23 protein-coding genes are annotated in these 24500 nt (G+C 33.5%); 7 read left to right on the top strand and 16 right to left on the bottom strand.

What is annotated here, in order from left to right:
• Positions 1-109: 109 nt before the first annotated feature.
• The 4 genes from ACY191_RS04275 to ACY191_RS04260 form a co-directional block, all read right to left on the bottom strand.
• Complete coding sequence (locus tag ACY191_RS04275) at positions 110-550, bottom strand: DUF805 domain-containing protein (RefSeq protein WP_042739243.1); 441 nt, start codon at positions 548-550, stop codon at positions 110-112.
• A 111-nt stretch (positions 551-661) separates the two neighbouring features.
• Positions 662-2260, bottom strand: a complete 1599-nt coding sequence (locus ACY191_RS04270) for a M20/M25/M40 family metallo-hydrolase (RefSeq protein WP_229366568.1) — start codon at positions 2258-2260, stop codon at positions 662-664.
• Between the two features lie 188 nt (positions 2261-2448).
• Positions 2449-3213, bottom strand: coding sequence for a MerR family transcriptional regulator (locus ACY191_RS04265; RefSeq protein ID WP_229366567.1), 765 nt, complete (start codon positions 3211-3213; stop codon positions 2449-2451).
• Between the two features lie 146 nt (positions 3214-3359).
• The gene (locus ACY191_RS04260) at positions 3360-4751 is read right to left on the bottom strand and encodes an MFS transporter (RefSeq protein ID WP_042739240.1); all 1392 of its coding nucleotides are present in this window, start codon (positions 4749-4751) and stop codon (positions 3360-3362) included.
• Between the two features lie 436 nt (positions 4752-5187).
• Here ACY191_RS04260 and ACY191_RS04255 point away from each other — a divergent pair, with 436 nt between their 5' ends.
• From ACY191_RS04255 to lrgB, 4 genes are all read left to right on the top strand, one after another.
• Positions 5188-6945, top strand: a complete 1758-nt coding sequence (locus ACY191_RS04255; protein WP_042739239.1) for a sensor histidine kinase — start codon at positions 5188-5190, stop codon at positions 6943-6945.
• Positions 6942-7697: a response regulator transcription factor LytR gene (locus tag ACY191_RS04250; protein ID WP_107642509.1), complete on the top strand. Its 756-nt coding sequence runs from the start codon at positions 6942-6944 to the stop codon at positions 7695-7697. Before ACY191_RS04255 ends, ACY191_RS04250 begins: the two co-directional genes overlap by 4 nt.
• 119 nt (positions 7698-7816) lie before the next feature.
• Positions 7817-8254, top strand: coding sequence for an antiholin-like murein hydrolase modulator LrgA (lrgA, locus tag ACY191_RS04245; protein WP_042739237.1), 438 nt, complete (start codon positions 7817-7819; stop codon positions 8252-8254).
• Entirely contained in the window at positions 8251-8952 is a 702-nt protein-coding gene (lrgB, locus tag ACY191_RS04240; RefSeq protein ID WP_107511849.1) for an antiholin-like protein LrgB, read from the top strand. The genes lrgA and lrgB overlap by 4 nt, the downstream gene beginning before the upstream one ends.
• Before the next feature lie 205 nt (positions 8953-9157).
• Here the strand turns inward: lrgB and ACY191_RS04235 are convergent, their stop codons facing one another.
• From ACY191_RS04235 to ACY191_RS04205, 7 genes are all read right to left on the bottom strand, one after another.
• The gene (locus tag ACY191_RS04235; protein WP_042739235.1) at positions 9158-9919 is read right to left on the bottom strand and encodes an alpha/beta hydrolase; all 762 of its coding nucleotides are present in this window, start codon (positions 9917-9919) and stop codon (positions 9158-9160) included.
• A gap of 18 nt (positions 9920-9937) precedes the next feature.
• Positions 9938-10630, bottom strand: a complete 693-nt coding sequence (locus ACY191_RS04230) for an ABC transporter permease (protein WP_042739234.1) — start codon at positions 10628-10630, stop codon at positions 9938-9940.
• Positions 10630-11574, bottom strand: a complete 945-nt coding sequence (locus ACY191_RS04225) for an osmoprotectant ABC transporter substrate-binding protein (RefSeq protein WP_042739233.1) — start codon at positions 11572-11574, stop codon at positions 10630-10632. Before ACY191_RS04225 ends, ACY191_RS04230 begins: the two co-directional genes overlap by 1 nt.
• Positions 11575-11589: 15 nt before the next feature.
• Complete coding sequence (locus ACY191_RS04220; protein ID WP_107511847.1) at positions 11590-12225, bottom strand: ABC transporter permease; 636 nt, start codon at positions 12223-12225, stop codon at positions 11590-11592.
• Positions 12225-13403: a betaine/proline/choline family ABC transporter ATP-binding protein gene (locus tag ACY191_RS04215; protein WP_042739231.1), complete on the bottom strand. Its 1179-nt coding sequence runs from the start codon at positions 13401-13403 to the stop codon at positions 12225-12227. Before ACY191_RS04215 ends, ACY191_RS04220 begins: the two co-directional genes overlap by 1 nt.
• 407 nt (positions 13404-13810) lie before the next feature.
• Positions 13811-14371, bottom strand: coding sequence for a TetR/AcrR family transcriptional regulator (locus ACY191_RS04210; RefSeq protein WP_107511845.1), 561 nt, complete (start codon positions 14369-14371; stop codon positions 13811-13813).
• A gap of 100 nt (positions 14372-14471) precedes the next feature.
• Positions 14472-15062 (bottom strand): YdeI/OmpD-associated family protein, encoded by a 591-nt coding sequence (locus ACY191_RS04205; protein ID WP_229366566.1) that lies wholly within the window; start codon positions 15060-15062, stop codon positions 14472-14474.
• Between the two features lie 188 nt (positions 15063-15250).
• Between ACY191_RS04205 and ACY191_RS04200 the strand changes: the two genes are divergently transcribed.
• On the top strand, positions 15251-16588 hold the full coding sequence (locus tag ACY191_RS04200) for an APC family permease (RefSeq protein ID WP_229366565.1): 1338 nt from the start codon (positions 15251-15253) through the stop codon (positions 16586-16588).
• Positions 16589-16910: 322 nt separating this feature from the next.
• On the opposite strand, the gene ACY191_RS04195 is transcribed toward ACY191_RS04200, so the two are convergent.
• From ACY191_RS04195 to ACY191_RS04180, 4 genes are all read right to left on the bottom strand, one after another.
• On the bottom strand, positions 16911-18083 hold the full coding sequence (locus tag ACY191_RS04195; RefSeq protein ID WP_405051326.1) for an MFS transporter: 1173 nt from the start codon (positions 18081-18083) through the stop codon (positions 16911-16913).
• 326 nt (positions 18084-18409) lie between these two features.
• A complete protein-coding gene (locus ACY191_RS04190) occupies positions 18410-19177 on the bottom strand; it encodes an ABC transporter permease (RefSeq protein WP_042739226.1) in 768 nt (255 codons plus the stop codon).
• The gene (locus ACY191_RS04185) at positions 19174-19824 is read right to left on the bottom strand and encodes an ABC transporter ATP-binding protein (RefSeq protein WP_107511841.1); all 651 of its coding nucleotides are present in this window, start codon (positions 19822-19824) and stop codon (positions 19174-19176) included. The genes ACY191_RS04190 and ACY191_RS04185 overlap by 4 nt, the downstream gene beginning before the upstream one ends.
• A 143-nt stretch (positions 19825-19967) precedes the next feature.
• Positions 19968-20747, bottom strand: a complete 780-nt coding sequence (locus ACY191_RS04180) for a CPBP family intramembrane glutamic endopeptidase (protein ID WP_042739224.1) — start codon at positions 20745-20747, stop codon at positions 19968-19970.
• A gap of 185 nt (positions 20748-20932) precedes the next feature.
• Between ACY191_RS04180 and ACY191_RS04175 the strand changes: the two genes are divergently transcribed.
• The gene (locus ACY191_RS04175) at positions 20933-22516 is read left to right on the top strand and encodes an FMN-binding glutamate synthase family protein (RefSeq protein WP_229366563.1); all 1584 of its coding nucleotides are present in this window, start codon (positions 20933-20935) and stop codon (positions 22514-22516) included.
• Positions 22517-22593: 77 nt separating this feature from the next.
• Here ACY191_RS04175 and ACY191_RS04170 read toward each other — a convergent pair whose 3' ends face one another.
• Positions 22594-23109 carry a thioredoxin domain-containing protein gene (locus tag ACY191_RS04170; RefSeq protein WP_229366562.1) on the bottom strand — a complete coding sequence of 172 codons (516 nt, stop codon included), beginning with the start codon at positions 23107-23109 and terminating at the stop codon, positions 22594-22596.
• 183 nt (positions 23110-23292) lie between these two features.
• On the opposite strand from ACY191_RS04170, the gene ACY191_RS04165 reads away from it, so the two are divergent.
• Positions 23293-24369, top strand: coding sequence for a M42 family metallopeptidase (locus tag ACY191_RS04165; protein WP_107526595.1), 1077 nt, complete (start codon positions 23293-23295; stop codon positions 24367-24369).
• Positions 24370-24500 lie beyond the last annotated feature (131 nt).

The following is a 24500-nucleotide window of genomic DNA, read 5'->3' as shown; positions in this document are numbered from 1 at the left end:
GACATTTTCATAAAAAAATCCCCTTTTCCTATAACAAGTGAGCTGTTATAAGAAAAAGGGATTAATTAAATGTATAATATATTTCATTATTTAATAGAAATGTTACATTTTATAGCCACTTCAACGCTTCATCTGACGTAGATTTTGAAGGTAGTAACGTGACATAAATAAGTAAAATTGTACTTATTAACTCAATAATATTTAAACTGATTGCTACACTATTAATTTGAACAATATCAAATGTTATATTAATGAGCACTGAAAATGCAATTAAAATAATTGCAGAAAGACGCTTCCTACCTGCATCATAGAAGCGTCGCAATGTTACTGCAATCATCGGTACAATAATTGCCAATCCAAAAATACCGACAAGTGCTGACAATATTGCACTAATAATAAAAGCACCGGTAATAAAACTGATTACACCAATTAATGCGACAACAAATACAACTATAATATGTATTAACACCGGGGTCCAAAACTGTAATCGATTGGATTTCCCTTTAAAGTCGACATATCTTTTCCAAAAATCCTTATAGGCTTCTAACATTTCACAACCACTCCATTTTTCCTTGCATTAACTTTATATCCGAGATATTGTCCTTACTGTTCATACCCTTTTCATCATAAATCCATGCACAATAAAATTTTAAATAATCGGTTAAATATATTGTTTTATTATACTATTTAAAATTATAGGTAATTCCTTAAATGCACTTACTTTATGTAGTCTTTCACTAACTTTATGTGCATCCTTTCCAATTGGTCCACATAACAATGTTGGTGCACTAATCTCTTTAATTGCTGAAAATGGTATATCATACGTACGTCTAAAGTTAGGTGCGTTACGTTCGTAAACTTCTATCTGTTCTAAATCACCATCAAATTTGAGATAACTTGAATCACTAATACCATTAAAGTAATGCACATGATTGCTCGTACGATTAAATTCAGTTAACATCAACTGCTGTACATGTGTAATGATACTTTGTAATTGCTGATTATCTGATGCATTGACAGCAGGATAATATGGAGTTGCAAAGAATGTTACCACAGCTGGCGTTATATCTCTGCATAGTTGTATTAATTCATCTACTACAGCAACACTCTGTAAATTTAATTCAGACGTTTTACCAATTGCTTCATCAATGATTTGCTGAACCTTACCTTTACCATGTTGTTTGATTGCATAATCTAATAATTGTTCATAGGTCAACACATTTATCTTTGTCTCAAATGGTAAGCTTTCTGTTTCTAAAATATTTAATAAATTGTTCTCACAACGTTCAATTGCTGAAATTACTGTATCAATAAATTGACGATATACTTGCTTTGGCATGCGCTGATATAAAAATAAATTATATAAGCTAAAGGTTCTAAATGGTGTTTGTACATCATATGCTTGTTTATTATCTTTGCATATTAATGAAACTGGCACAGGTGTTGATTCTTGCTCATATGTTTCTTTAAATGCTGTATTGTATTCAATCGCTTGGTTAATATAACTCATCATATAATTCGAACTAACACCTTCAAACGGATTGCCAACATGTGTTTCTTTTCCATAGCATAAGACCCCAGGCATAATCTTTCCTATTGATCCAGAATAAATATAATGTGCTTCTTCTAAGCCAATCTGTTGAAATGTTGGCTCACTATTTAAATGAAGTTGAATATTTAATTGATATTGTTTAGTCAATTCTGCCAATTTTAATACAGCTTTACGCATACCTGAAGAATTCACTTCTTCATCTGGTACCGTTATGAGTACTAAGTTAATATCCCACTGTTCTACAGTTGCTAATTCTATCAATGACAAATGTAGCATTAAGCCAGCTTTCATATCCATAATTCCCCTACCAAATAGATATGTGTCACTATTTAAATCTTCAACCGCTTCCTCACTTAGATAATTACTATATTGCTGAAATATTTTCTTCAGCGCTTCAGGATTTGTAGCTTCTGATTGAAAAGAACCATAATCCTCTATACCAACTGTGTCATAATGACTGATTAATGTGATGGTCTTTTTAGAAGTTGGAGCTTGATAAAATGCCAAGACCGCCTCTTTATCATCTTCGGTTTGCACTAAGTGAATGTGATCTTTATGCTCTTGAAAATAATTAAGCTGTAACAGTAATTGCTTCACAAAGCTTGGAAATGTCCTTTCTCCTGTAGAATGCGTAATCGTCTGATGATTGACCAGTCGCGTTAGCAATTCCTGTCTTTCTTCATATGTTTGCCACAATAACTTCTCCATACAAAGCCCCCTTATAATCATTTAATTAATTATAATATGGTTTATTTTTCATATGCAATTTATTATAACTTTTTAGTGGAAAATATACACTTATTATAAATAGCTTTTTATAGAGAGATACACTTAATATCATGTCATTTCACTTCAACATATGACAGTTTATTTCTTAATTTGATTGTTATTGCACTCTATGTTTCTTTACCAAGATAATGCATAATGGCATCTCTTAAAAATTGTGCCCCTCCTTCTATATGTTGGTTGTAATAATGTGAAAATGAATCATCCGTAATATATATTTCTGCTAATCCAGCGTGTGCTTCTTCTGTATAATCGTTCCAGGTGTACATTAACCATTGCTTATGTTTCGTAACTAATTGTTTTGCTAATAGTGAAGATGGATTCCCTATATAAGTTGCCTCAATCAACAACTCAATAATTTCTTGTTCTAAGCATTTAAATGCTTGATAATCCTCTTTGGTCATCGATTGAAATTTATAATTGCTATTATCAATCGTTTCATCACCGTAATCTTTTCTAATTTGTGCACCATATTTTTCTTCATTATTGCGTATGACTTGCGCTTTAAAACCTTCAAATTTTTCTCGATCTGTCATCTCTAATTCTCCTTTTTTACTAGCAATTGTTTTTTCCACTGTTTTTATAATATTTTCAATTCTATTTCTTTTTTCCTTTAACTTAACAACATGATGATTTAATGCTGCAATTTGATTAAATTGTGATGCCGTTAAAATATGCTTAATATCTGCAATGCTGACATCTTGTTCCCGAAAGAATACAATCTGTTGTAATTTATCAACTTCTTCACTGGTATAAATACGGTAACCAGAATCATTAATATAACTAGGTTTAAGCAATCCTATTTGATCGTAATATCTCAAAGTACGTGTCGTTACGTTTGATAATGTTGCTAACTGACTGATTGTATATTCCATACTTTCCCTCCTTGTTATATACGATATTAGTCCCTAACGTAAGGTTAACCTCAAGTAGAAACTCAATTCTTTATTTATATAACAAAAAAAGACTTGAATTAAACGTTTTGTCTAATTCAAGCCTCTCCATTATTCCTTATTTCGTATTAATTATTATACTGACTTTTTGGTACTAATAAATAAACAGCAATAAATGCAATAATTGCTAATGCAGCATTAAATAGTAATCCGTACATTGCACCGATATGAATATTATAAACTGCAGTCATTACACTGAATAATGACCCTGAAATTGCAACACCAAATGAGTTACCTAAAGATGAAGCCATCTTATAAACACCTGATGCAACTCCTACTTTATCTTCAGGAGCTGTTGAAACTGCTGTATCTGTTGAAGGTGTGGCATATAATCCTAGACCTACACCGTAAACAAGATAACCTAACACACACATAATGACATATGGTACTGTTGGTAAAAATGTAAGTGATATCATAACGATACCTAAAGCATTTAAAGCAGCACCGATTAACATTGGTCGTTTAGGACCAACGGATTGCAGTATTTTCTCACCAACTCTTATCATTACTAGTACTGCAATCAGGTAAGTAATTGTCATTACACCTGATTGGAATGAACTAAAGTGTAACCCAGATTGGAAATAGGTATTTGCAACGATTAACGTACCGGCAACAGCATTGAGCAAGAAGTTCGATACGACAGCGCCACTATAACCTTTATGTTTAAATAACTTGAAATCGATTAATGGATTTTTAATTCTATTTTCAAATAAAATAAATGCAATTAACGAAATTACAAACAATATAATTAAAGAGATGATAGCTGTCGAGAACAAACCATAGTCCTCAGTTTTAGTAATAATTAAATTCAAACTTAACATTGAAATGATTAAGATTACTAATCCTCCAATATCAAATTTAGCACGTTTTGAAACTTCGGTTTGTACACCTTTTGTTTCAGGCGTATGTTTGATTAAGTACATCGCTAACAATGCTACGATAATAGAGATAATAAATATTGAACGCCAACCAATAAACGTTGACATAATACCTCCAAAGAATGAACAGATCCCTGTTCCACCCCAAGAACCAATAGACCAGTAACTTAAAGCACGTTGACGTTCACGTCCAATATAATATTCATTAATAATTGCTAATGTTGATGGCATGATAAATGCCGCTGACAAACCTTGTACTGCTCTACCGATAACCAATAAAGATGTAAAGCCAGGAATGATAATCATCAATGAACCAATGACACTTAAGATTAAACCTATATAAGTCATTTTTACTCTGCCATAACGATCAGCAAGACCACCTGCCCCCACGACAAATAATCCACATAATAGTGATGTTAGACTGACCGCGACATTAATTGTGCCATAGTTAGCATCAAAAGATGATTCTAAATCTGGTACAATGTTCACTAATGATGAAGCGAATAACCAAAAAGTTATCACACCTAAAAAAATCCCAAAAAGAAGTTTATTATCTCCTTTAAAGGTTTGTGATGTTTCCATAATTCAATTTCCTCCTAATATATCCGAGTGATTCAAGGACATACATTTCAAAATGGATATACACGCCTTTAAAGTTCATACCAATACGTATTCCTTCTAAAAAAGTCTATATCTATTTCAAAATGATTCCTATAAAAACATAATAAGGTTTAACAAAACAATAAAAGTAAAATGCTATTAAATCTAACTCAAATTACTTCGAATTATGTTTATTATTTTAAACCAATATATCTACATTACCACTTTAAAAATGCAAAAGCTAAAAACTAGCTCTTATCGTGTAAAAGTAAACTTTTATATTAGCAAATTTATCTAAATTAAATTTCTGAAATATTAACTTTTATTTATTCACCAGATATTAAGTCAGCATGAGTATGTTGATTTGATTATTCTTTAGTATAATAATTCTATAAACTGAATTTCGAAGGCGGTTACTATGTTTAATTTATTTATTTTATTATTGGAACGCGTTGGTTTAATTATTTTAATTGCTTATATACTTATGAATATCAATCATTTTAAAACAATGATGAATGAACGTGATAAACGTCATTCCCAATGGCAATTGATTATCATTTTTGGATGCTTTTCAATCTTGTCTAACTTTACAGGCGTTCAAATTTTAGGAGATCAAGTTGTTAATGGTGCAGTATATAAGCACCTTGCTCCTGACGCATCATTAGCCAACACACGTGTATTAACAATTGGCGTATCAGGCTTAATTGGCGGTCCATTTGTCGCTATTGCCGTGGCAATTATTTCCGGTCTCTATCGTGTTTATATAGGTGGTGCTGATGCATATATCTATTTAATTTCATCAATTGTCATTGCCTTAGTTTCCGGCTATTTCGGTCATAAAGCAATACGTGCCCGTCGATATCCAACAATCCTGAAGGGGGCTTTAATTGGTGGTACAACTGAAATTATACAAATGCTCTGTATACTAATCTTTTCTAATAATACAGAACATGCTTGGACACTTGTAAAATTAATTGCCTTACCTATGATTTCAATTAACTCAATCGGTACAGCTATCTTCTTATCGATTATACTTTCTACAATTAAAAAGGAAGAAGAGACAAGAGCAATCCAGACACATGATGTACTACAATTAGCCAATCAAACATTGCCTTATTTCCGTTCTGGCTTAAATGAACAATCCGCTAAAAAAGCGGCAGAAATCATACTTAATTTAATGCAAGTTTCTGCCGTAGCAATTACCAACAGAAAGGATATACTTACTCATGTTGGGGTCGCAAGTGATCACCACGTCGCACAAAAGGCAATCATTACTAATCTGTCTAAAGAAGCAATTCAATCTGGAACGCTTAAAGAAGCTTATTCTAGTGAAGATATTGGCTGCAACCATCCAGGTTGCCCACTTCAAGCTGCCATCGTTGTACCTTTAAGAATTAAGGATAAAGTCGTTGGCACATTAAAGCTATACTTTACCAATGTCAATGACGTTACCTATGCTGACAAACAATTAGCAACAGGTTTAGCGGATATTTTTTCTAGTCAATTAGAGCTGGGTGAAGCTGAGACACAAAGTGCACTTGTACGTGATGCAGAAATTAAGTCATTGCAAGCACAAGTTAATCCACACTTCTTTTTCAATGCCATTAATACAATTTCAGCAATGGTACGAATTGATAGTGAAAAAGCACGCACGTTATTATTACAATTAAGTCAATTTTTCCGTTCTAATTTACAAGGTGCACGAAATAATCTCATTTCACTGGAAAAGGAATTACAACAAGTCAAAGCTTATTTATCATTAGAACAAGCACGTTATCCAGATCGCTTTGAAGTCGAATTTATTATAGACAGAAATTGCTATAATGCCTTAGTGCCCCCATTTGCCATACAGATATTAATAGAAAATGCAGTAAAACATGCCTTTAAAAATAGAAAATCAAATAACTATATACAAGTTATTGCTAAGCAAACTGATAAAGGGTTAAATATATCGGTACATGATAATGGCCAAGGTATCCCAGCTGATAAATTAAACATTATTGGGACGACAACTGTAAATTCAGAATCTGGTACTGGAAGTGCACTAGAAAATCTAAATCGACGTTTAGATGGTCTTTTTGGCAATACTGCAAATTTACATTTTCAATCTAACCATGCTGGTACTATTGTCAGTTATACTATCCCTTACCATTTAACTGAGGAGGCAAATTTATGAAAGCAATCATAGTAGACGACGAGCCATTAGCAAGAAACGAACTTCGTTATTTATTGAATGAAATTCGTCATTTTGAAACAATTGATGAATCTGAAACGATTTCTGAGACTTTAGAACTTTTACTTTATGATGATTATGATGTCATCTTTCTCGATATTAATTTAATGGATGAGAGTGGTTTGGCATTAGCCGAAAAAATTAAAAAAATGAAACGTCAACCCTTTATTATCTTTGCAACTGCCCATGACACATATGCTGTAAAGGCATTTGAACTAAATGCAATAGATTATATTTTAAAGCCTTTCGAACAACAGCGCATCGCTCAAGCGCTCAGTAAAGTTGAAAGTGCACTCACAATGCAACATGAACCAAATTCAAAAACGATAAATGTATCTACACAAAACGACCAACCAGACGATACTCATGCTACCTTACCTATTGAAGTAGACGAACGTATCCATATCATTAATCATACTGATATCATAGCCATATCCGTTAATAACGGTATTACTACCATTCATACTAAATCAGATGACTTCCAAACAACTGAACCGTTAAATCATTATGAAAAGAGACTATCAGGTAATCAATTTATGCGTGTCCATCGCGCTACAATTATCAATCAATCACACATACAAACGATAGAACATTGGTTTAATTATACCTATCAATTAACCATGTCAAATCAGTTAAAAGTACAAGTCAGTCGTTCTTACATGAAACAATTTAAAATAGCAATGGGTCTTAATTGACAGTTAACCCGACATTTATGCAACTCAGCATAAACAATTTGTAACTCACAGTAAAAGCCCTCTGTAGAAATCGCTTTCATTTTATAATGAAGTCAAGATTAATACAGGGGGCTTATACTATGGAAGCAAACAAAAAACAAACCACAGAAAACACATCAAAGACTTACAACTTTTTCCATCAGTCATTAGTGATTGCAATTATTTTACTTATTTCAAATATTATCGAAAGCTTTATGCCAATCCCTATGCCAGCTTCGGTCATCGGTTTAGTATTATTATTTATCGCATTATGTACGGGCATTGTTAAATTAGGCCAAGTAGAAAAAGTTGGAACAACATTAACAAATAATATTGGGTTCTTATTTGTACCAGCCGGAGTCTCAGTCATTAACTCACTCGGTGTATTAAGTTCTAGTCCAATACTCATTATTTTATTAATTATAATCTCAACACTTTTATTGTTATTATGTACTGGATTTTTCTCTCAAATGTTAATTACAAAATCCTTTATCCCTAGAAAAGTTAAAAAACATAAATTAGCGGAGGAAAAAATATGATTGAACATTTAGGTATTAACACACCCTATTTCGGTATTTTATTATCTCTTATTCCTTTTATCATAGCGACAATGCTTTTTAAAAAGACAAACGGCTTTTTCCTATTCACACCGTTATTTGTATCAATGGTTGTAGGTATTGCATTTCTAAAAATCACTGGAATCAGTTATGAAAATTATAAAATTGGTGGAGACATTATCAACTTTTTCTTAGAGCCAGCAACAATTTGTTTTGCTATTCCTTTATATAAACGTAGAGAAGTTTTGAAAAAATATTGGGTTCAAATTTTAGGTGGTATCACTTTAGGGACAACTGCTGCACTTATCTGTATTTACCTTATAGCTGGATTGTTCCAATTTTCTAATGATATTATCGCATCGATGTTACCTCAAGGCGCTACAACAGCTATTGCGCTACCTGTTTCAGCAGACATTGGCGGTATTAAGGAACTAACTTCTTTAGCCGTTATCTTAAATGGTGTGATTATATATGCACTAGGAACTAAATTAATTAAACTATTCAATATTACCAATCCTATTGCTCGTGGTTTAGCATTAGGAACAAGCGGTCACTCTTTAGGTGTATCGTCAGCTCAAGAATTTGGAGAAACAGAAGCTTCAATGGCATCGATTTCTCTAGTAATTGTAGGGGTAATTGTCGTAATTGTTGCACCTATCTTAGCCACAGTTTTACTATAAGAATAACTATAGTGAGCAATCTCGACAAAAACTCACAAAAAACAGCCGATAAATGAATTTTATTGGCTGTTTTTTAAATCATATTTTAAAGTTTAACGACACTATCTTCTCACTAAATATAGTGATTAAAGTGCAATATCGCATGAATCAATGTATTGGTATAATCATATTTTTAAATTTGATTTATGACGTTGTCGAATTTTCACTAAGGTGTCATAAACCAATCAATTGCGCGTTTAATAGCTTTATCCCAGTATTCATAATCATGTTTCCCCGGTCCTTCTTCAAAATGATAGTCAATATGGTTCGCATCTAAACATTTTATAAATTGCTTATTGTCACTTAGTAATTCATCTTCTGTTCCACACATAATGAGTAACTCGGGTACAGCTCGCTGCTCTGTGCCCACTTGTTCTACTAAATAATAAGGATCAAGTTCTGTCTGTTCTGTTTCCTTATCAATTCCCGCAATTGCTTCACCGGAAAAATCGTGCCAATCAATATTAAGTAATAGTTGTGGATTAAATACAGAAGATAGTGGTGCAGCCTTACTAAATCGATGCCCTTCCGTCAATGCATATTTAATCGTTCCATAACCACCCATCGAATGACCTGCAATGAAGTTATCCTCTCGCTGTGTTGAAAGAGGCAGAATTTGATGTGCATAATCAAATACTTCTAAAATATAATCATAATATTTATGTCCAAACGCCATATTACTATAACCACTGTGGTCTGCTTTAGGCATAATGATAGCTAATTGATGCGCTTCAGCATATCGTTCAATACTCGTATAACGTGTATATGATGTTTCATCACTTGATAAACCGTGTAACAGCAGTAATGTTTTTAGTTTCTTAGGTGGTGTTGCTGAGCTAAAATGACTATCGTCTTCAGGTAAAATTACCGTGAATGGGTGACTCATGCCTATCGTTTTTGATTTATAATGAATTGAAAGTATTGCCAAATTTAAACAGCCCTTTCTCTATCGGTCAATCCCTTGAGGTTGATGTTTCTGTTCTTTTATACTCTTTTGAGAAGGATCGAGACGTTTTTCTAATAATCTTAAACCAACGTCTATTAAAATAGCAATTAAAGCGATAGGAATTGCACCAGCTAATATGAAAGTTGTTCCATCTGTTGCATTCGTACCACGAATGACGATATCACCTAAGGTAGGTGCACCTATAAATGATCCGACTGCCACTACTCCAATTGCTACGACTAATGCGATTCTCAAGCCACCCAGTATAACCGATAGTGACAATGGTAATTCAATCATACGTAATACTTGATTACGTGTCATACCCATACCCTTACCAGCATCTTTAATATTTTCATCGACACCGTTGATACCGTCAAATGTATTTTTTATGATCGGTAGTAATGCATAGAAAAATACTGTCACTACAACTGTATTTGGCCCTAAGCCCATAATTAGCATTAATATAGCTAACATAGCAATCACTGGCACTGTCTGAATAATATTTGCAATGGTTATAATAATCCAAGATAATTTGCTATATCTTGCAATTATAATACCTAAAGGTATACCAACGATTGCAGCAAATAGTACCCCGTAGACTGACATCAGTAAATGTTTGATGAATAAATCCCATAGGTAGCCAAAGTTCACAGCATAATATTCAATTAATTGTTGGATTAAATTGCCTTCCATTATTTTTGACCACCTTTCACATCTTTTTCAAAGTAATTATGTTTTTTCAAGAATTTTTCAGCAACAACTGCAGGTTCTTGACCTTCGCCATCAGCTTGATAATTTAAAATTTGCATATCTTTCGTCGACACTTTATTGTGTAGTTTTTTTATAATTGGTCTTAATTCAGGATGCTTATTCAATAATTTATTCGTTGCTACAGCACTCGCATCATATGGTGGGAAGAAGCGTTTGTCATCTTTTAATACTTTTAAATCATATGCGGCAATACGTCCATCCGTTGAATATCCCACTGCTACATCTAAATTTTTCGATTTCAATGCATCGTATACGAGGCCAATTTGCATTGGTCTTACCGTATTAAATTTGTACCCATAAGCTTGAGTAAAGCCTTTGTATCCATCACCTTCACGGTTTAACCATGAACTATCGACCCCCAATCGTAACGCCTTACTATGACGTTCTAAATCAGAAACCGTTTTTAAATTATATTTTTCTGCAGTTTCTTTCGTCACCATAAATGCATACGTATTAGCAAAACCATACGAATCAAAGAATGTTTGATTAAATTTCTTTTGAAATCCTTCTTGTGTGACTTGCATGGCTTTTTTAGGATCTTTGATTGGCTTTTCCTTTAATGCACCTGTTAAATCTGTACCGTCATAGCGTGCACCAGACATATTGGCATCTCCGTTAACTAATGCATTATGTTGAATCGTACTGGATCCTAAATTATTAATTAATGTTGGCTTTATTTTCCCATGTGTATCGTGTTCTATTAATAGTCTCAACATATGTGACATGATTTGAGACTCACTCGTTGCTACTGCTGTGATTTTGACATCATCATCCGTACTTTTACCACCTAAGCCAGGGAGGCTACAGCCAGTCAACACCGTTAGACACAATACAAGCAGTATCGTAAATTGCTTAACCTTTCTCATAATGTCCTCCTTCAGTTATCTGGAAACCTTTAATCCCTTTGGCACAGCCCACTTTTCAATTCTAGATAATACAAAATCAACGACTAAGGCTAATAGCGTTACTAGAATCGCTGCACTGACAATCATCATCGGATCATACAAATTCAATCCATTAAAGACGAAATCGCCTAATCCACCTGCACCGACGTAACTAGCTAGTGTTGCCCAGCTAATTACGTAAACCGAAGACAATCGGATGCCTCCTAATATTAATGGTAATGCCAATGGTAGCTCTACATCTTTCATTAATTGAAAGCGTGTCATACCCATACTCGTTCCAGCTTCTTTAATGTTTTTATCAATATTTTGAACACCAATAACCGTATTATTTAATATTGGTAACAAGACATATAAAAACAATGCAACAATTGCTGGCATTTTACCGACACCAAATATAGGTATCATTACAGCTAACACTGCCAATGTTGGAATTGTCTGCAACACACCTGCAATCGTCAATACAATATTCGAAGTACGTTTTAATTTTGATAATAATATCCCTATCGGAACAGCTACAACAATTGCAATCAATAATGCAATGATTGATATGTAGAAATGTTCTACCGTCTTCGATATCAATTGACCGCCATATTGTTCAAGAAATGCTTTCATTATTTATCAGCTCCCAAATTTTCCGGCTCAACGATGGCATCTTGTTCGCTCTCAGTTGTTTCATCACCCCAGATGCTATCGTATACGATATCAACTAAATTAGCTCTTGTTACTAGACCGATTAATGTTTGACCATCTTTGTCTACAACAGGTACATTACGTACATTTCGTTTCAAAATTGTGCGCACTGAATCTTGTAATTTACTATCTATGCGCACACGATAAATATCACGTTGCATAGTATCAATTAGCTCTTTTTTCGCTCTTAAACCTTGGTTAATGTCTTCAATATCTAAATAACCAAGTAACTTTTCATTTCTTCCTGTGACAAAAATTGTATCAACACGTCGTTCTCGCATGATTTTAACCGCTTCATCTAATGAACTATCAGCATGCACTGTAACTGGTTTAATCATTGCATCTTCTACAGTTCGCATATTTGGTCGGTCTTGGATCAATCTATTTTGACCAATAAAGTCACGCACGAAATCATTTGCTGGGTACCGCAAAATATTATCAGGTGTATCGAATTGCACTACACGTCCTTCTGACATAATACAAATTTTATCTGCTAATTTAATCGCCTCATCCATATCATGCGTTACAAAAATAAATGTCTTACCTAATTTTTGCTGTAATTCTTTAACCAAATCTTGCAATGTATCTCGTGTAATTGGGTCTAAAGCACCAAACGGTTCATCCATAAGGATAATATCTTGTTCAGCAGCCAACGCTCTCACTACACCAATACGTTGTTGTTGACCGCCAGATAATTGTGAAGGATAACGATCCAAATATGATTCTGGTAAGTCGACTAATTTAATTAATTCTTTTGCTTTTGCTTCTTTCTTTTCTTGGGACCATTTCAACAATTTAGGCACTAAAACAATATTTTCTTTAATAGTCATGTGTGGCATCAAACCAATTTGTTGAATGACATAACCAATTTCTCTACGTAATTCTACCGGATTCATTTTACGTACATTTTTACCATCGATAGAAATGGTTCCTTCTGTTGCCTCTATCATTCTATTAATCATTCGCAATGCGGTCGTCTTACCACTACCACTAGTACCAATAAATGCTATAAATTCCCCAGACTCTATATCTAATGAAATATTATCTACGGCTTTTTTCCCACCACCATAGATTTTAGTTAAATTCTCAATCTTTAACATATGGCCATTCCTTTCTAATGCTATGTATGTTTTATTTTCAATCGTAAAAAAGATAAAAGGACTACTTGTGGATGTTATACAAATTCTAAAATAAGTAAAAACATGAGCACAAATAGCCCTTCATTTGTATGATCATATAAAGCATTTCTTTGAAAACGCTATACACGACGCATTCAAACTTTATTTTGTTCATCCTACAATTATTTAGATACCCTAACTTCCCCTAAAAAATACACTTTATTTAACTATTATAAGCAAGATACATTGGTTAGTGTACCAACTGGACGGTTTAGTTACAACCCTACAACCATCAAATTAAAGGGAATGCTCGAAGTTTAAAACTCGGTCATTCCCTTTAGCTAGAAGCGATTCACACTTATTTATATCATGTGAATAATTAATTTAATTTATTGTTCAAATGTACGATTTGTTGTTGATTTTGAATAATTTGTTAGTCTTTCTAAAACTGCTTCACGCATCGACTCATCTAAGGCATCCAAACCAAAAATTTCAGATAACCATAAACCATCGACTGCCAATCTCATAATCGTTGCATCAATCTTATCTAGACCATCATTTTCAATGTATGATTGCCATATCTTGTAGGTTTCTTGTAACGGCGATAACAAATGTCTATTATTTCCTTCTGCTGCTAACATACTTGATGTAATTGCGGCATTTTCAGAGCGATGTTCACGAGTAGCTTCTACAAATGCACGCAACCATTTACCTTGTTCATGAATATCGGCAGCTACCCTTTCAGCTACATTATTCCGATATATTTTGTCAGCGTGATCCACAAGTCCTTCAATTAAAGCTGTCTTACTTTTAAAATGATATAGTAAACCTCCCTTGCTCACGCCCGCACGCTTTGCAACGGCATCTAAAGTGAGGTACTCACTACCGTATTCATTAACAATCGCTGCTGCAGCATCTAATAATTGCGTTTTCTTTGAAGTTCTAGGCATTCATACACCTACTTTCTTAAATAATTTTACTGTTAGATATTACTATATTTTTTAATAACTAACATTATATTCTTGTAACTGATTGTTTTATAAAGCATAGCTATTTATCATTCAAACCTTTACCATTCAATATGTGATCAACGTATTTTTCAACACGTTGTTCTCTTGTAGCGGCTCTTTTTGCTTGTCCAATATGATACATATATTGTCTTTGTCTACCAGGCGTTAATTTATAAAAAGCTTCCTTGAGTGCCGGCATTGACTCAAATTTATTACTTAATTCTTCAGGCATTTCATACTCTTCAGTTGATTTCATAGGTACTTTTTTACCAGACTTTTCAATTCGAATTGCTTCTGCAAGATACCACTTTATTTCCTCTTCTCTCTTGCTAATTTCTTCCAAACTTTCAAAACGTAACTGTCTTACAGCTTGAACATTTTTAGTCTGTTGAATTAAAGTCTGATAAGGATCTTCCATAATGGCACCTTTTTCAAAAAGCAATGCACAATAATGCTTGAAATCCTGAATAATCACCACATTTTTATTATTTAAGGTATAGCATGGATGCATCCATTTATAATCTTCATCTAATTCAGTTTCTTGAATCCATCTTCTTAGTATCTTAAATTCATCTTGCCACTGATTTAATTTTTCTATAAACGCATCAACTTTACTATTATTTTCAACCATTTATAATCCCCCAATTTAATGATTTCAGTATATTCATATCTTACTATGATTTGCCCTATTTAATCTATAATTAATCAAAATCGACTCCTAAACAAAGTTTTCCGATAAACATACTAGGAATTATGTATAATCTATGCTATTCTATTTTTATTCATTTTTGAATATTTAAATTTTATAGGGGTGATTAAATGGAACAAACGAATAATTTGAAGAAAGTATTAGGCTTCACAGATGTCATGGGCATTGCCATTGGACAAATAATCGGAGCTGGGGTCATGTCTCTCACAGGTATCGGCATTCAAATGACCGGTAGTGGTATTACACCAGCCTTTATATTATCGTCTCTTATCACATTACTGACAATGTTTCCTATTGCAATATTAGGTTCTGCTTTACCAACTACTGGTGGTATGTACCAATATACAAGTCGATTATTATCACCAAAGGTTGGTATTTTTTGGTTGTTATTGTTCATGTTAGTGCAAATCACTTTGTCGCTCTATGCACTGTCCTTCGCACAATATTTAGAAGGTTTGTTACCTGGCATCCCAATAAGAACAGTTTCATTTATACTTATAACATTATTGTTCATCGTCAATATTGTCGGAGTAAAATCCGCTTCTATAGTTGGTAATTTAATGGTTATCACATTGATTATTGCATTATCATGCTTTATTATTTTAGGATTCCCACATGTTAACTTCAAGGTCTTCAACACACCTACAATGTTCCCTGATGGCTTTACTGGATTCTTTACTGCAGTAGGTCTAGTATCCTTTGCTACAGGTGGTGCACAAGTAGTAGCAGAACTAGGTGGCGAAATGAAAAATCCTAAACGCGATATCCCTATTGTGATTATTGTGGCTACAATATTTGTTGGATTACTTTATGCTTTTATAGCTTCTATTGCGGTTGGTGTATTACCGATACCAGAAGTTGCAGGTCAACCACTTACGAGTGTAGCGCATAAGGTATTACCGACACCTGCGTTTATATTTTTTATGGTAGGAGGTGCGATGTTCGCTCTCGCCACAACGCTAAATTCTACATTTACATGGGTTACAAAAAGTTTATTGATTGCTATCAAAGATGGTTATCTCCCTAAATCATTAGGTCAAGTTAACCAACGATTTGGCACACCTCATTGGCTATTATTTATCTTTTATCTAATAGGGGTCATCCCAATCATTACTGGCATGTCGTTAAATGTAGTAGCACAACTTGGAACAGGTATTTCATTAATTGTCTTTGCATTTCCTGCATTAGCTGTGACTCAATTACCTAAAAAATATCCCGATGCCTATCGTAATTCGCCTTTAAAGGTGCCTTATCCTTTATTAGTAACAATTGCCGTTAGTTCTATTATCGTCTTAATTTACCAAAGTTATTTACTTATCTCAGATTTAAAGACGAGTTATATCATTGGTACAATACTTTATATTTTATTTGCTTTGGGTGTGGCACACTTTTCGAATAAAAGAGCTAACTTGTCCACTCAATATATTGCGCTTAGTACTTCAAAATAATACATCTCTCTTTAGTACAATAAATATCATATAAAAAACATTAAAAAAGTAGGATAACAAACACTTCAGTGTGCAAGGTTCCTTATAAGTTGTTCACTTTTCAGTGTTAACTTATAAGGACACACATTAATGTCTCATCCTACTTTTTTCTTTCATAAGTTTCTTCAGTTATACATTCTTCTAAAACCTTAAAGTGTTAACCTTCTCAATACATAAGAAACATATTTTTCTTAACTGTACAATTTTATATTGATGCATAATTAATATTAATAGCTGCAATATTTTTCCCTAAGCTATCTTGCACTCAATTAATAGTCATTAATTAATCGTGTTTAACTCTATATTTAGAAAGTTGATTTAAACTAATAATAATGATTAAGGCAATCACACCAATTGTTGCAGAGAAATAAGTAGTTGCATGAACATCTAGATTTGATACAACGAGTCCGCCTACAACACCGCCAATTGCAATACCTGCATTTAAACTAGACATATTCCAGCTCATCACCTGGCTTGTGTCACCATCTACATGTTCAATAATCCCGCTCTGAACTGCAGGATTTGTACTCCACTGCATGATATTCCAAATAAAGATAATTGCTAACAACATCACAGTTCCTGTTAAGAAGAAATTCAATGACAGCAACATTACAATGAACAATATAGTTGCAATCGTTAACCAACGTTTACTCGTTAATTTATCAGATAAGAAACCTCCCATTGATGTTCCGATCATACCTGCTACACCGTTTATTAATAATGCTATTGAAACAAATGACAAATCATGCCCTCCAGATAGCATCAATGGATTAATATAAATAAACGTCACTGAATTAGCAATTAATAACAAGAAGGTTATAGCTAAATATTTAGCTACTTCAATAGGTCGCAGAATTCGACCTGTTGTAGCTTGCTTAGTCTGTTGTTTGTTATCGTTATTCGATGAAGGTTCGATGTTTGAATTTGGAATATATATATACATCAATATGCCGACAAGCACACTAACAATAACGATAAAAATAAATGTATAGCGCCAACCAACAAGATCACCAATAATTGTCCCTATAGGTACCCCAAAGACATTAGCGCCACTAAATCCAGAATATACAATACCAATCATTTTCCCACGATTTTGTGGTGCCGTCAGTAGCGCAGTTAGGGCCAATATTTTGACAACGATTAATGCAGCTGCTGCCGAAGAAATGACTCTCCCAACTACAAGTATTGTAAAATTCGGTGCCATCGCTATCATTAAGTTCCCAACAATAAATGCTAGCAATGTCCATAACAATACTGGTTTAGGTGAAAATCGATTGGTTAGCTTTACTAGAATAGGACCAGCAATTGCAAATGTTATTGCATATAAGGTTACTAATTGACCTATAATCGCTTCTGATACATTTAAATCATGACTCATCAAATTCATAATACCTGCAACCATCATTTCAACCATTCCTACTATGAAAATACTTAAAATGAAGGTCACTACTCGCATTGAAGACATCAATCCCACTCCTTTCCGTTCGATTTATTATAAAATTTCATAACTTCTCTATTATAAACGATGACTTAATGTGTTTAAATAACTTTTAATCATATCGTTATAATTATCATGATTTAATTATTAAATTTATAGTATTAGAGCTAAACTTTCCCTTGGTTAAACTGCCTTTTGATTCTTAGCATCAATTTTATTGAAATCCTTTATAAAAAAATACATCATAAAAACAGAAGTTAAGTATGACCAAAGACATTCATTTACTGTCTATATCAATCGATACTTAACTTCTGTACATTGTCATATTTAAACAAGAAAATGGCTTATCGTTGAACCATCTCTCTCGCTATAAGTTGATCACGCTGATTAAAGAATTGCTTATAACTCAAATATGTCGCTAATAAAGCGGACATAATAGTTGCAGTTGTATGAATAAATACAACCATTAATTGGAATTTAACAGCATCTAAAGGGGCTACACCACCAATGATTAAACCTGTCATCATTCCTGGTATTGATACAATACCATATGTTTTTACAGAATCTATTGTTGGCACAATTGCCGTCTTAATACTTTGTCTAATCGTATCTTTCGATGCTAATTTTGGGTTTGCACCTAAAGTTAATTTAGATTCAATTTGACTCATCTCTTTTACAAATTCTCTATCTAAATTCTGATAAGCTAAGTTAATAGCGATTAAACTATTACTCGCTAACATACCTGATACTGGAATAACTTCATTGGGTTTAAATTCAATCGCTCCCGTCAGTACCACACCTACTAAAGGCAATGCTACTCCGATAAATATTGAAATTAATGAAATTAGAAATACATGATGCATCACAACGGAAGCTCTGCCAATCGTATTCCATGCTGCATTAACAATGATGATAAGTACAAAGATAATTAGCACCCATTTTTGATTAATATTAAAGATAAAATGTAATAAATACCCTAAGATTACTAATTGTATAACTGCACGAATTGTCGACACTAATAAATCTTTGATGATATGTAATTTTTCTTTATAAGACACTATGATAGGAAATAGCAATAACAAGCCAGTAAGGGCTAATGCTGTCGTACTCATCTTAACACTTCCTCTTTCTCTATATGTCCATCTACCAAATGTAATCGCTTGTTAAAACGACGTAAACTTTGGTCTTTACTATGTGTAATCCACAGTATAGCCACACCCTGCTTCGCTAAACTAAAAATAAGTTCTTCAACTCTATTACGATTTTGAGTATCTAATGCACTCGTTGCTTCATCTAATAATAAAACTTTAGGTAAATACATCAACTGTCTGGCAATAGTAATTCTCTGACGCTCCCCACCAGATAAACGTTGAACTTTAGCATCCAATTTATAATGATCTAAGCCAACAGCTTTTAATAACTGCTTCGCCCTCTTTTTGTCAAAATGTTCATCTCTCACTTGTGCCGAAAATGCTAAATTATCTGCTATCGTCGTTTCAAACAAATCACTTTGTTGTAGTAAATAACTTACATCCATACGCAATGATTCCGGGTTTATCTGCTCATAATTTTGCTGTTGATAATATAGTGCACCTTGTGTTGGACTTATCAAATTACTAATCAAGCGAAATAGTGTGCTCTTCCCACTCCCTGAAGGTCCAATTATTGCTATAGTATCACCTTTATTGATAGTTAAATTAATGTCACTTAAAATTGTTCTATTGTCTACTGTATAAGATACATCCTTTATCTCTAGCATCTTTTTAACCTACCTCAATTCATTTGTCTCACTGGTTATATCATACCCATTTTAATGTAACACAACTTTGATATTTAACATTTCTTCCTAACTAAAATGATATGAAGGATTAAACATAGCGTAAGCAATTCTATTAAATGATGTTACGACGTACATACAATAGTGATAAATGATACAAAATTAATTAAAGCATGTAGTGTGATTGAAACTGCTAAATTTTTATCACTTTTCAAATATACGAGTGTTAAACCAATCGCAATAATGAAATAACCGCCAATTTCGAAGGGTGAAGTTGCATTTAATACATGAATACTCGAAAATGCTATGACAGATATGACTGTTGCAAAGCCGTACGAGATTTTTTTACCAAGCTCATGAATTAAAATATGACGAAAGATTAATTCTTCTATAATTGGTGTCAAAATCACAATATCTATAAATACGAATGGCAACATCCAATGACTTTCAAATAATTGCTCAAGACTCTGTTGATTTTGCGTCACACTAAATTGTAGTGACTTTGGTAAAAAGTGGATCAGCCAATCATAAACTGGTGTTGCGATTATAATAACAATATACGTTGCAATGATTAATAATATGTATCGAGGCACTTTACTTAATTTATCAAACGTTAATTTAATAAATGACACCTTTGGATAGAGTGCCATAAAGACAATGAGAATAATAACTGAACCTAAAATACTTCCAAATATTTGGGTTATATGTGCCTCTAGTATAGTTTCATTTTTTAGATTTAAGGCAAGTAATAGAATATAGCTAAATGCAAAAACGATTAAGGGCATGATATAACTTACTAATATATAGAGTGGGATAATTATAAAATCCTTCCTTGCCATTGTAGGTTTATCCCAGGGTAAGTATGGCTGATTTTTCATGTTGTTTGTACTAGATGATTTAATCATAAGTCACCGTCCTTATTGTTTATTTTTAATATACCATAATCATTTACATTCACTAAGGTTTTTATTTAATCCAAAAGCATTTAATTCTAACTTCATTTTTAATAATATTTATTTTTATTGTTATTTCTACTGTTGTTACAAAACTTACTTTTCGATGTAGTATATAGATAAATGGGGGGATTATTATGACTTTACTGACAATACTTCAGTTCATAGTAAATATTATTTTAGTATTATTTTTAATTAGCATATTAATTATTGGGGGATTATTGCTATTTAAAGACAAACGCCAAAAGCAACATAGTGTATTGCGTAATTATCCATTATTAGCACGGGTACGCTACTTCTTTGAAAAAATCGGCCCTGAAATGAGGCAGTATTTATTTTTACCCGATACAAAAGGTAAACCATTTTCTCGAAATGATTTCACTAATATCGTATTAGCTGGAAAATATAACTCTAGAATGTCTAGTTTTGGTACACAAGAAGATTACGAAGACGGGTTCTACATTCAAAATACAATGTTTCCGCTCCAAACAACTGAACTGCGTATCGATCAATCACCTATGATTTCAACCTTTATTTACCAAATTGATAACGAGCGTTTATTCGATAGAGATGAACATAGACATAAAACTGAAATTGATCCTTATTATTTATCAGACTCAGACCAAGTCGTACTAGGACCAAACTTAGCCTATCCGTTTAAGATTAAGCGTCTTGTAGGCCAATCAGGAATGAGTTATGGTGCTTTAGGTAGCCATGCAATCACTGCACTATCGAAAGGACTTGGACAAGCCGGCACTTGGATGAATACTGGAGAAGGTGGTTTATCTAAGTATCACCTGGCTGGTAACGTAGATATTATATTCCAAATTGGACCAGGACTGTTCGGCGTTCGTGATAAAGATGGGCATTTTGATTTAAGTGCCTTTCGTAATTTAGCACAGCAAGATGCAATCAAAGCCTTTGAAATTAAGCTAGCACAAGGTGCGAAAACGCGTGGCGGTCACATGCAAGGTAATAAGGTTACTGAAGAAATTGCTGAAATTAGGAAGGTTGAACCTTGGAAGACTATCAACTCACCAAATAGATTTACAGACATTGATAATCCACAAGCACTACTTAATTGGGTTACTGAGTTACAACAATACGGACAAAAACCTGTGGGCTTTAAAATTGTAATCAGTAGTGTTGCTGAAATTGAAAGTCTTGTAACAACTATGATTGAAACAAATCAATACCCTGACTTTATTACTGTAGATGGTGGTGAAGGTGGTACTGGTGCTACGTTCCAAGAACTTGAAGATCGTGTTGGGTTACCATTATTTACTGCGTTACCCATTTTATCTGCAAAATTAGAACAACACGGCATTCGAGATAAAGTGAAAATATTTGCTTCTGGTAAGTTAATCACCCCAGATAAAATAGCCATTGCACTTGGGTTAGGTGCAGACTTAATCAATATTGCAAGGGGGATGATGATCAGTGTGGGATGCATCATGAGCCAACAATGTCATATGAATACATGTCCTGTAGGTGTTGCTACAACTGATCCTAAGCGTGAAAAAGGGTTAATCATCGATGAAAAGAAATACCGTGTAACTAATTTCGTCACGAGTCTCCACGAAGGTTTATTCAATATTGCAGCTGCTGTCGGCGTCGTATCACCAACACAAATTTCTAAAGAACATATTATTATTAAACAAAAAGACGGACAGCTACAATCTATCAATGATTATAAATTGAAGCTCATTGATAGCCATTAAACAGACTTGTCATAAATAGAACTGAACATGTCAGTGTAACAGAGTTATTTATCCTGACATGTTCAGTTATTTATTCACTATTCATTTATTGCTAATTGCTCGGTTAATTTTGTTGCTATTTCCGCTTCACTATCTTCTAAAGGGTTAAATTCAAATTTCACACCATTAATGAATACTGTGGGAATTCCTCCGATTCCACGTTCAAAGGCTTCTTTTGTGATTGCCAATGAGCGCTCATCTGCTGCTTGTTGCGGTGTTAATTTAAAGTCTTCTTCCATCTTTTTCTCTATTATGGCAAAGCTTTGTTTCCATGTTTGCTGCGTATCATATAATTGATGTATAAAATTCAATGTTTCTTGTGGTTGTTCATAGTCTAAATAGATGTTCGCTACAGTCCCCTTCAATAAACCTTGTTTTGTTTTATCAAAGTGCTTTATGACATGCTTCACCTTTCCATTAGCGATTAAATCTTGTAAAGTCTTGTCAGCAGCTTTAAAGTAATTTTTACAATATGGACAAGCAAAGTTAATAAATGATTCAACTGTGATAGGTGCTCGCTGTTCTCCAATGGTTAAGTGTTTGATTTCTGACATATGATAAACCCCTCTCTTCAATTATTAATTCAATTGAAACATGAAATAGTGATGATTGCATCAAATTTGTCTTAGTGTTTTACTAGGAATTGATATATAGGATTATCACACAGCTTGTTCGCATGATAAGCCACTTCGTTTCGTGGTAAACTATATGTATTCTTATAAATGGGAGGAATTAAAATGGACAATTCAGTTAATCTACTAAAAACACTAACTGATATAGACGGAATTGCAGGGCACGAGATGGAAGTAAAATCAACAATGAAAGCATATTTAACACCTGTTAGTGATGAAATCGTTGAAGATAATCTTGGTGGCATTTTCGGGAAAAAGACAGCAACAGATGGTCACAAAACATTAATGGTCGCTGGTCACTTAGATGAAATAGGCTTTATTGTAACTAAAATTGATAAAGACGGATTCTTGAAGTTTACACCAATCGGTGGTTGGTGGAATCAAGTGATGTTATCTCAAAAAGTCACAGTAACAACAGATAGCGGTAAAAAAATTCGAGGTATTATCGGATGTAAACCACCACATGTCTTAACTCCTGAAGAGCGTAAGAAAAACGTCGAAATTAAAGACATGTTTATCGATATCGGTGTTAAAAGTAAAAAAGAAGCTGAACAATATGGTATTGATTTAGGCAATATGATTACACCTTATAGTGAATTTGAAACCCTAGCAAACAATAAATATTTAACTGCTAAAGCATTTGACAATCGTTATGGTTGTGCACTTGCGGTAGACGTGCTAAACAACTTAAAAGAAGACGACATCAATATCAATTTAGTTGCCGGTGCGAATGTTCAAGAAGAGGTTGGATTAAGAGGTGCTAAAGTTGCAGCGAATAAAATTAAACCTGATTTAGCAATTGCAGTCGATGTAGCTGTTGCATATGACACACCTGGAATGTCTGGTCAAGTTAGTGATACAGCTATCGGTAATGGCCCAGTCGTTATAATCATGGACGCTACAAACATTGGACATGTTGGCTTCACAAAACATATTAAGGAAGTTGCTAAAAAGCACAACATCTCAATTCAATTAGATACTACTGCTGGCGGTGGGACTGATGCTGGTAGTATTCATGTTGCAAATGAAGGTACGCCAACTGTGTCAATAGGTGTCGCTTTACGTTATATGCATTCAAATGTTTCAGTACTGCATACCGATGATTATAAGAACTCAGTTGCTTTAGTGACTGAAATCGTCAAATCATTAAATGATGATGTTGTAGAAAGTATTATCTGGTAAATCTTTAATAACTCACTCTATTTAAATGATTATATGACAGACTTGAATAGAGTAGAAGTGCATTCACTAGCTATCTTTGTCTTTGAACACCTTAAGTAAATTATAGAATAACAAAAGATGCTATCTTCTAT

The sequence above is a fragment of the Staphylococcus sp. TCBT05 genome, from assembly GCF_055179755.1.
This window is presented reverse-complemented; position numbering and strand designations above follow the sequence as displayed.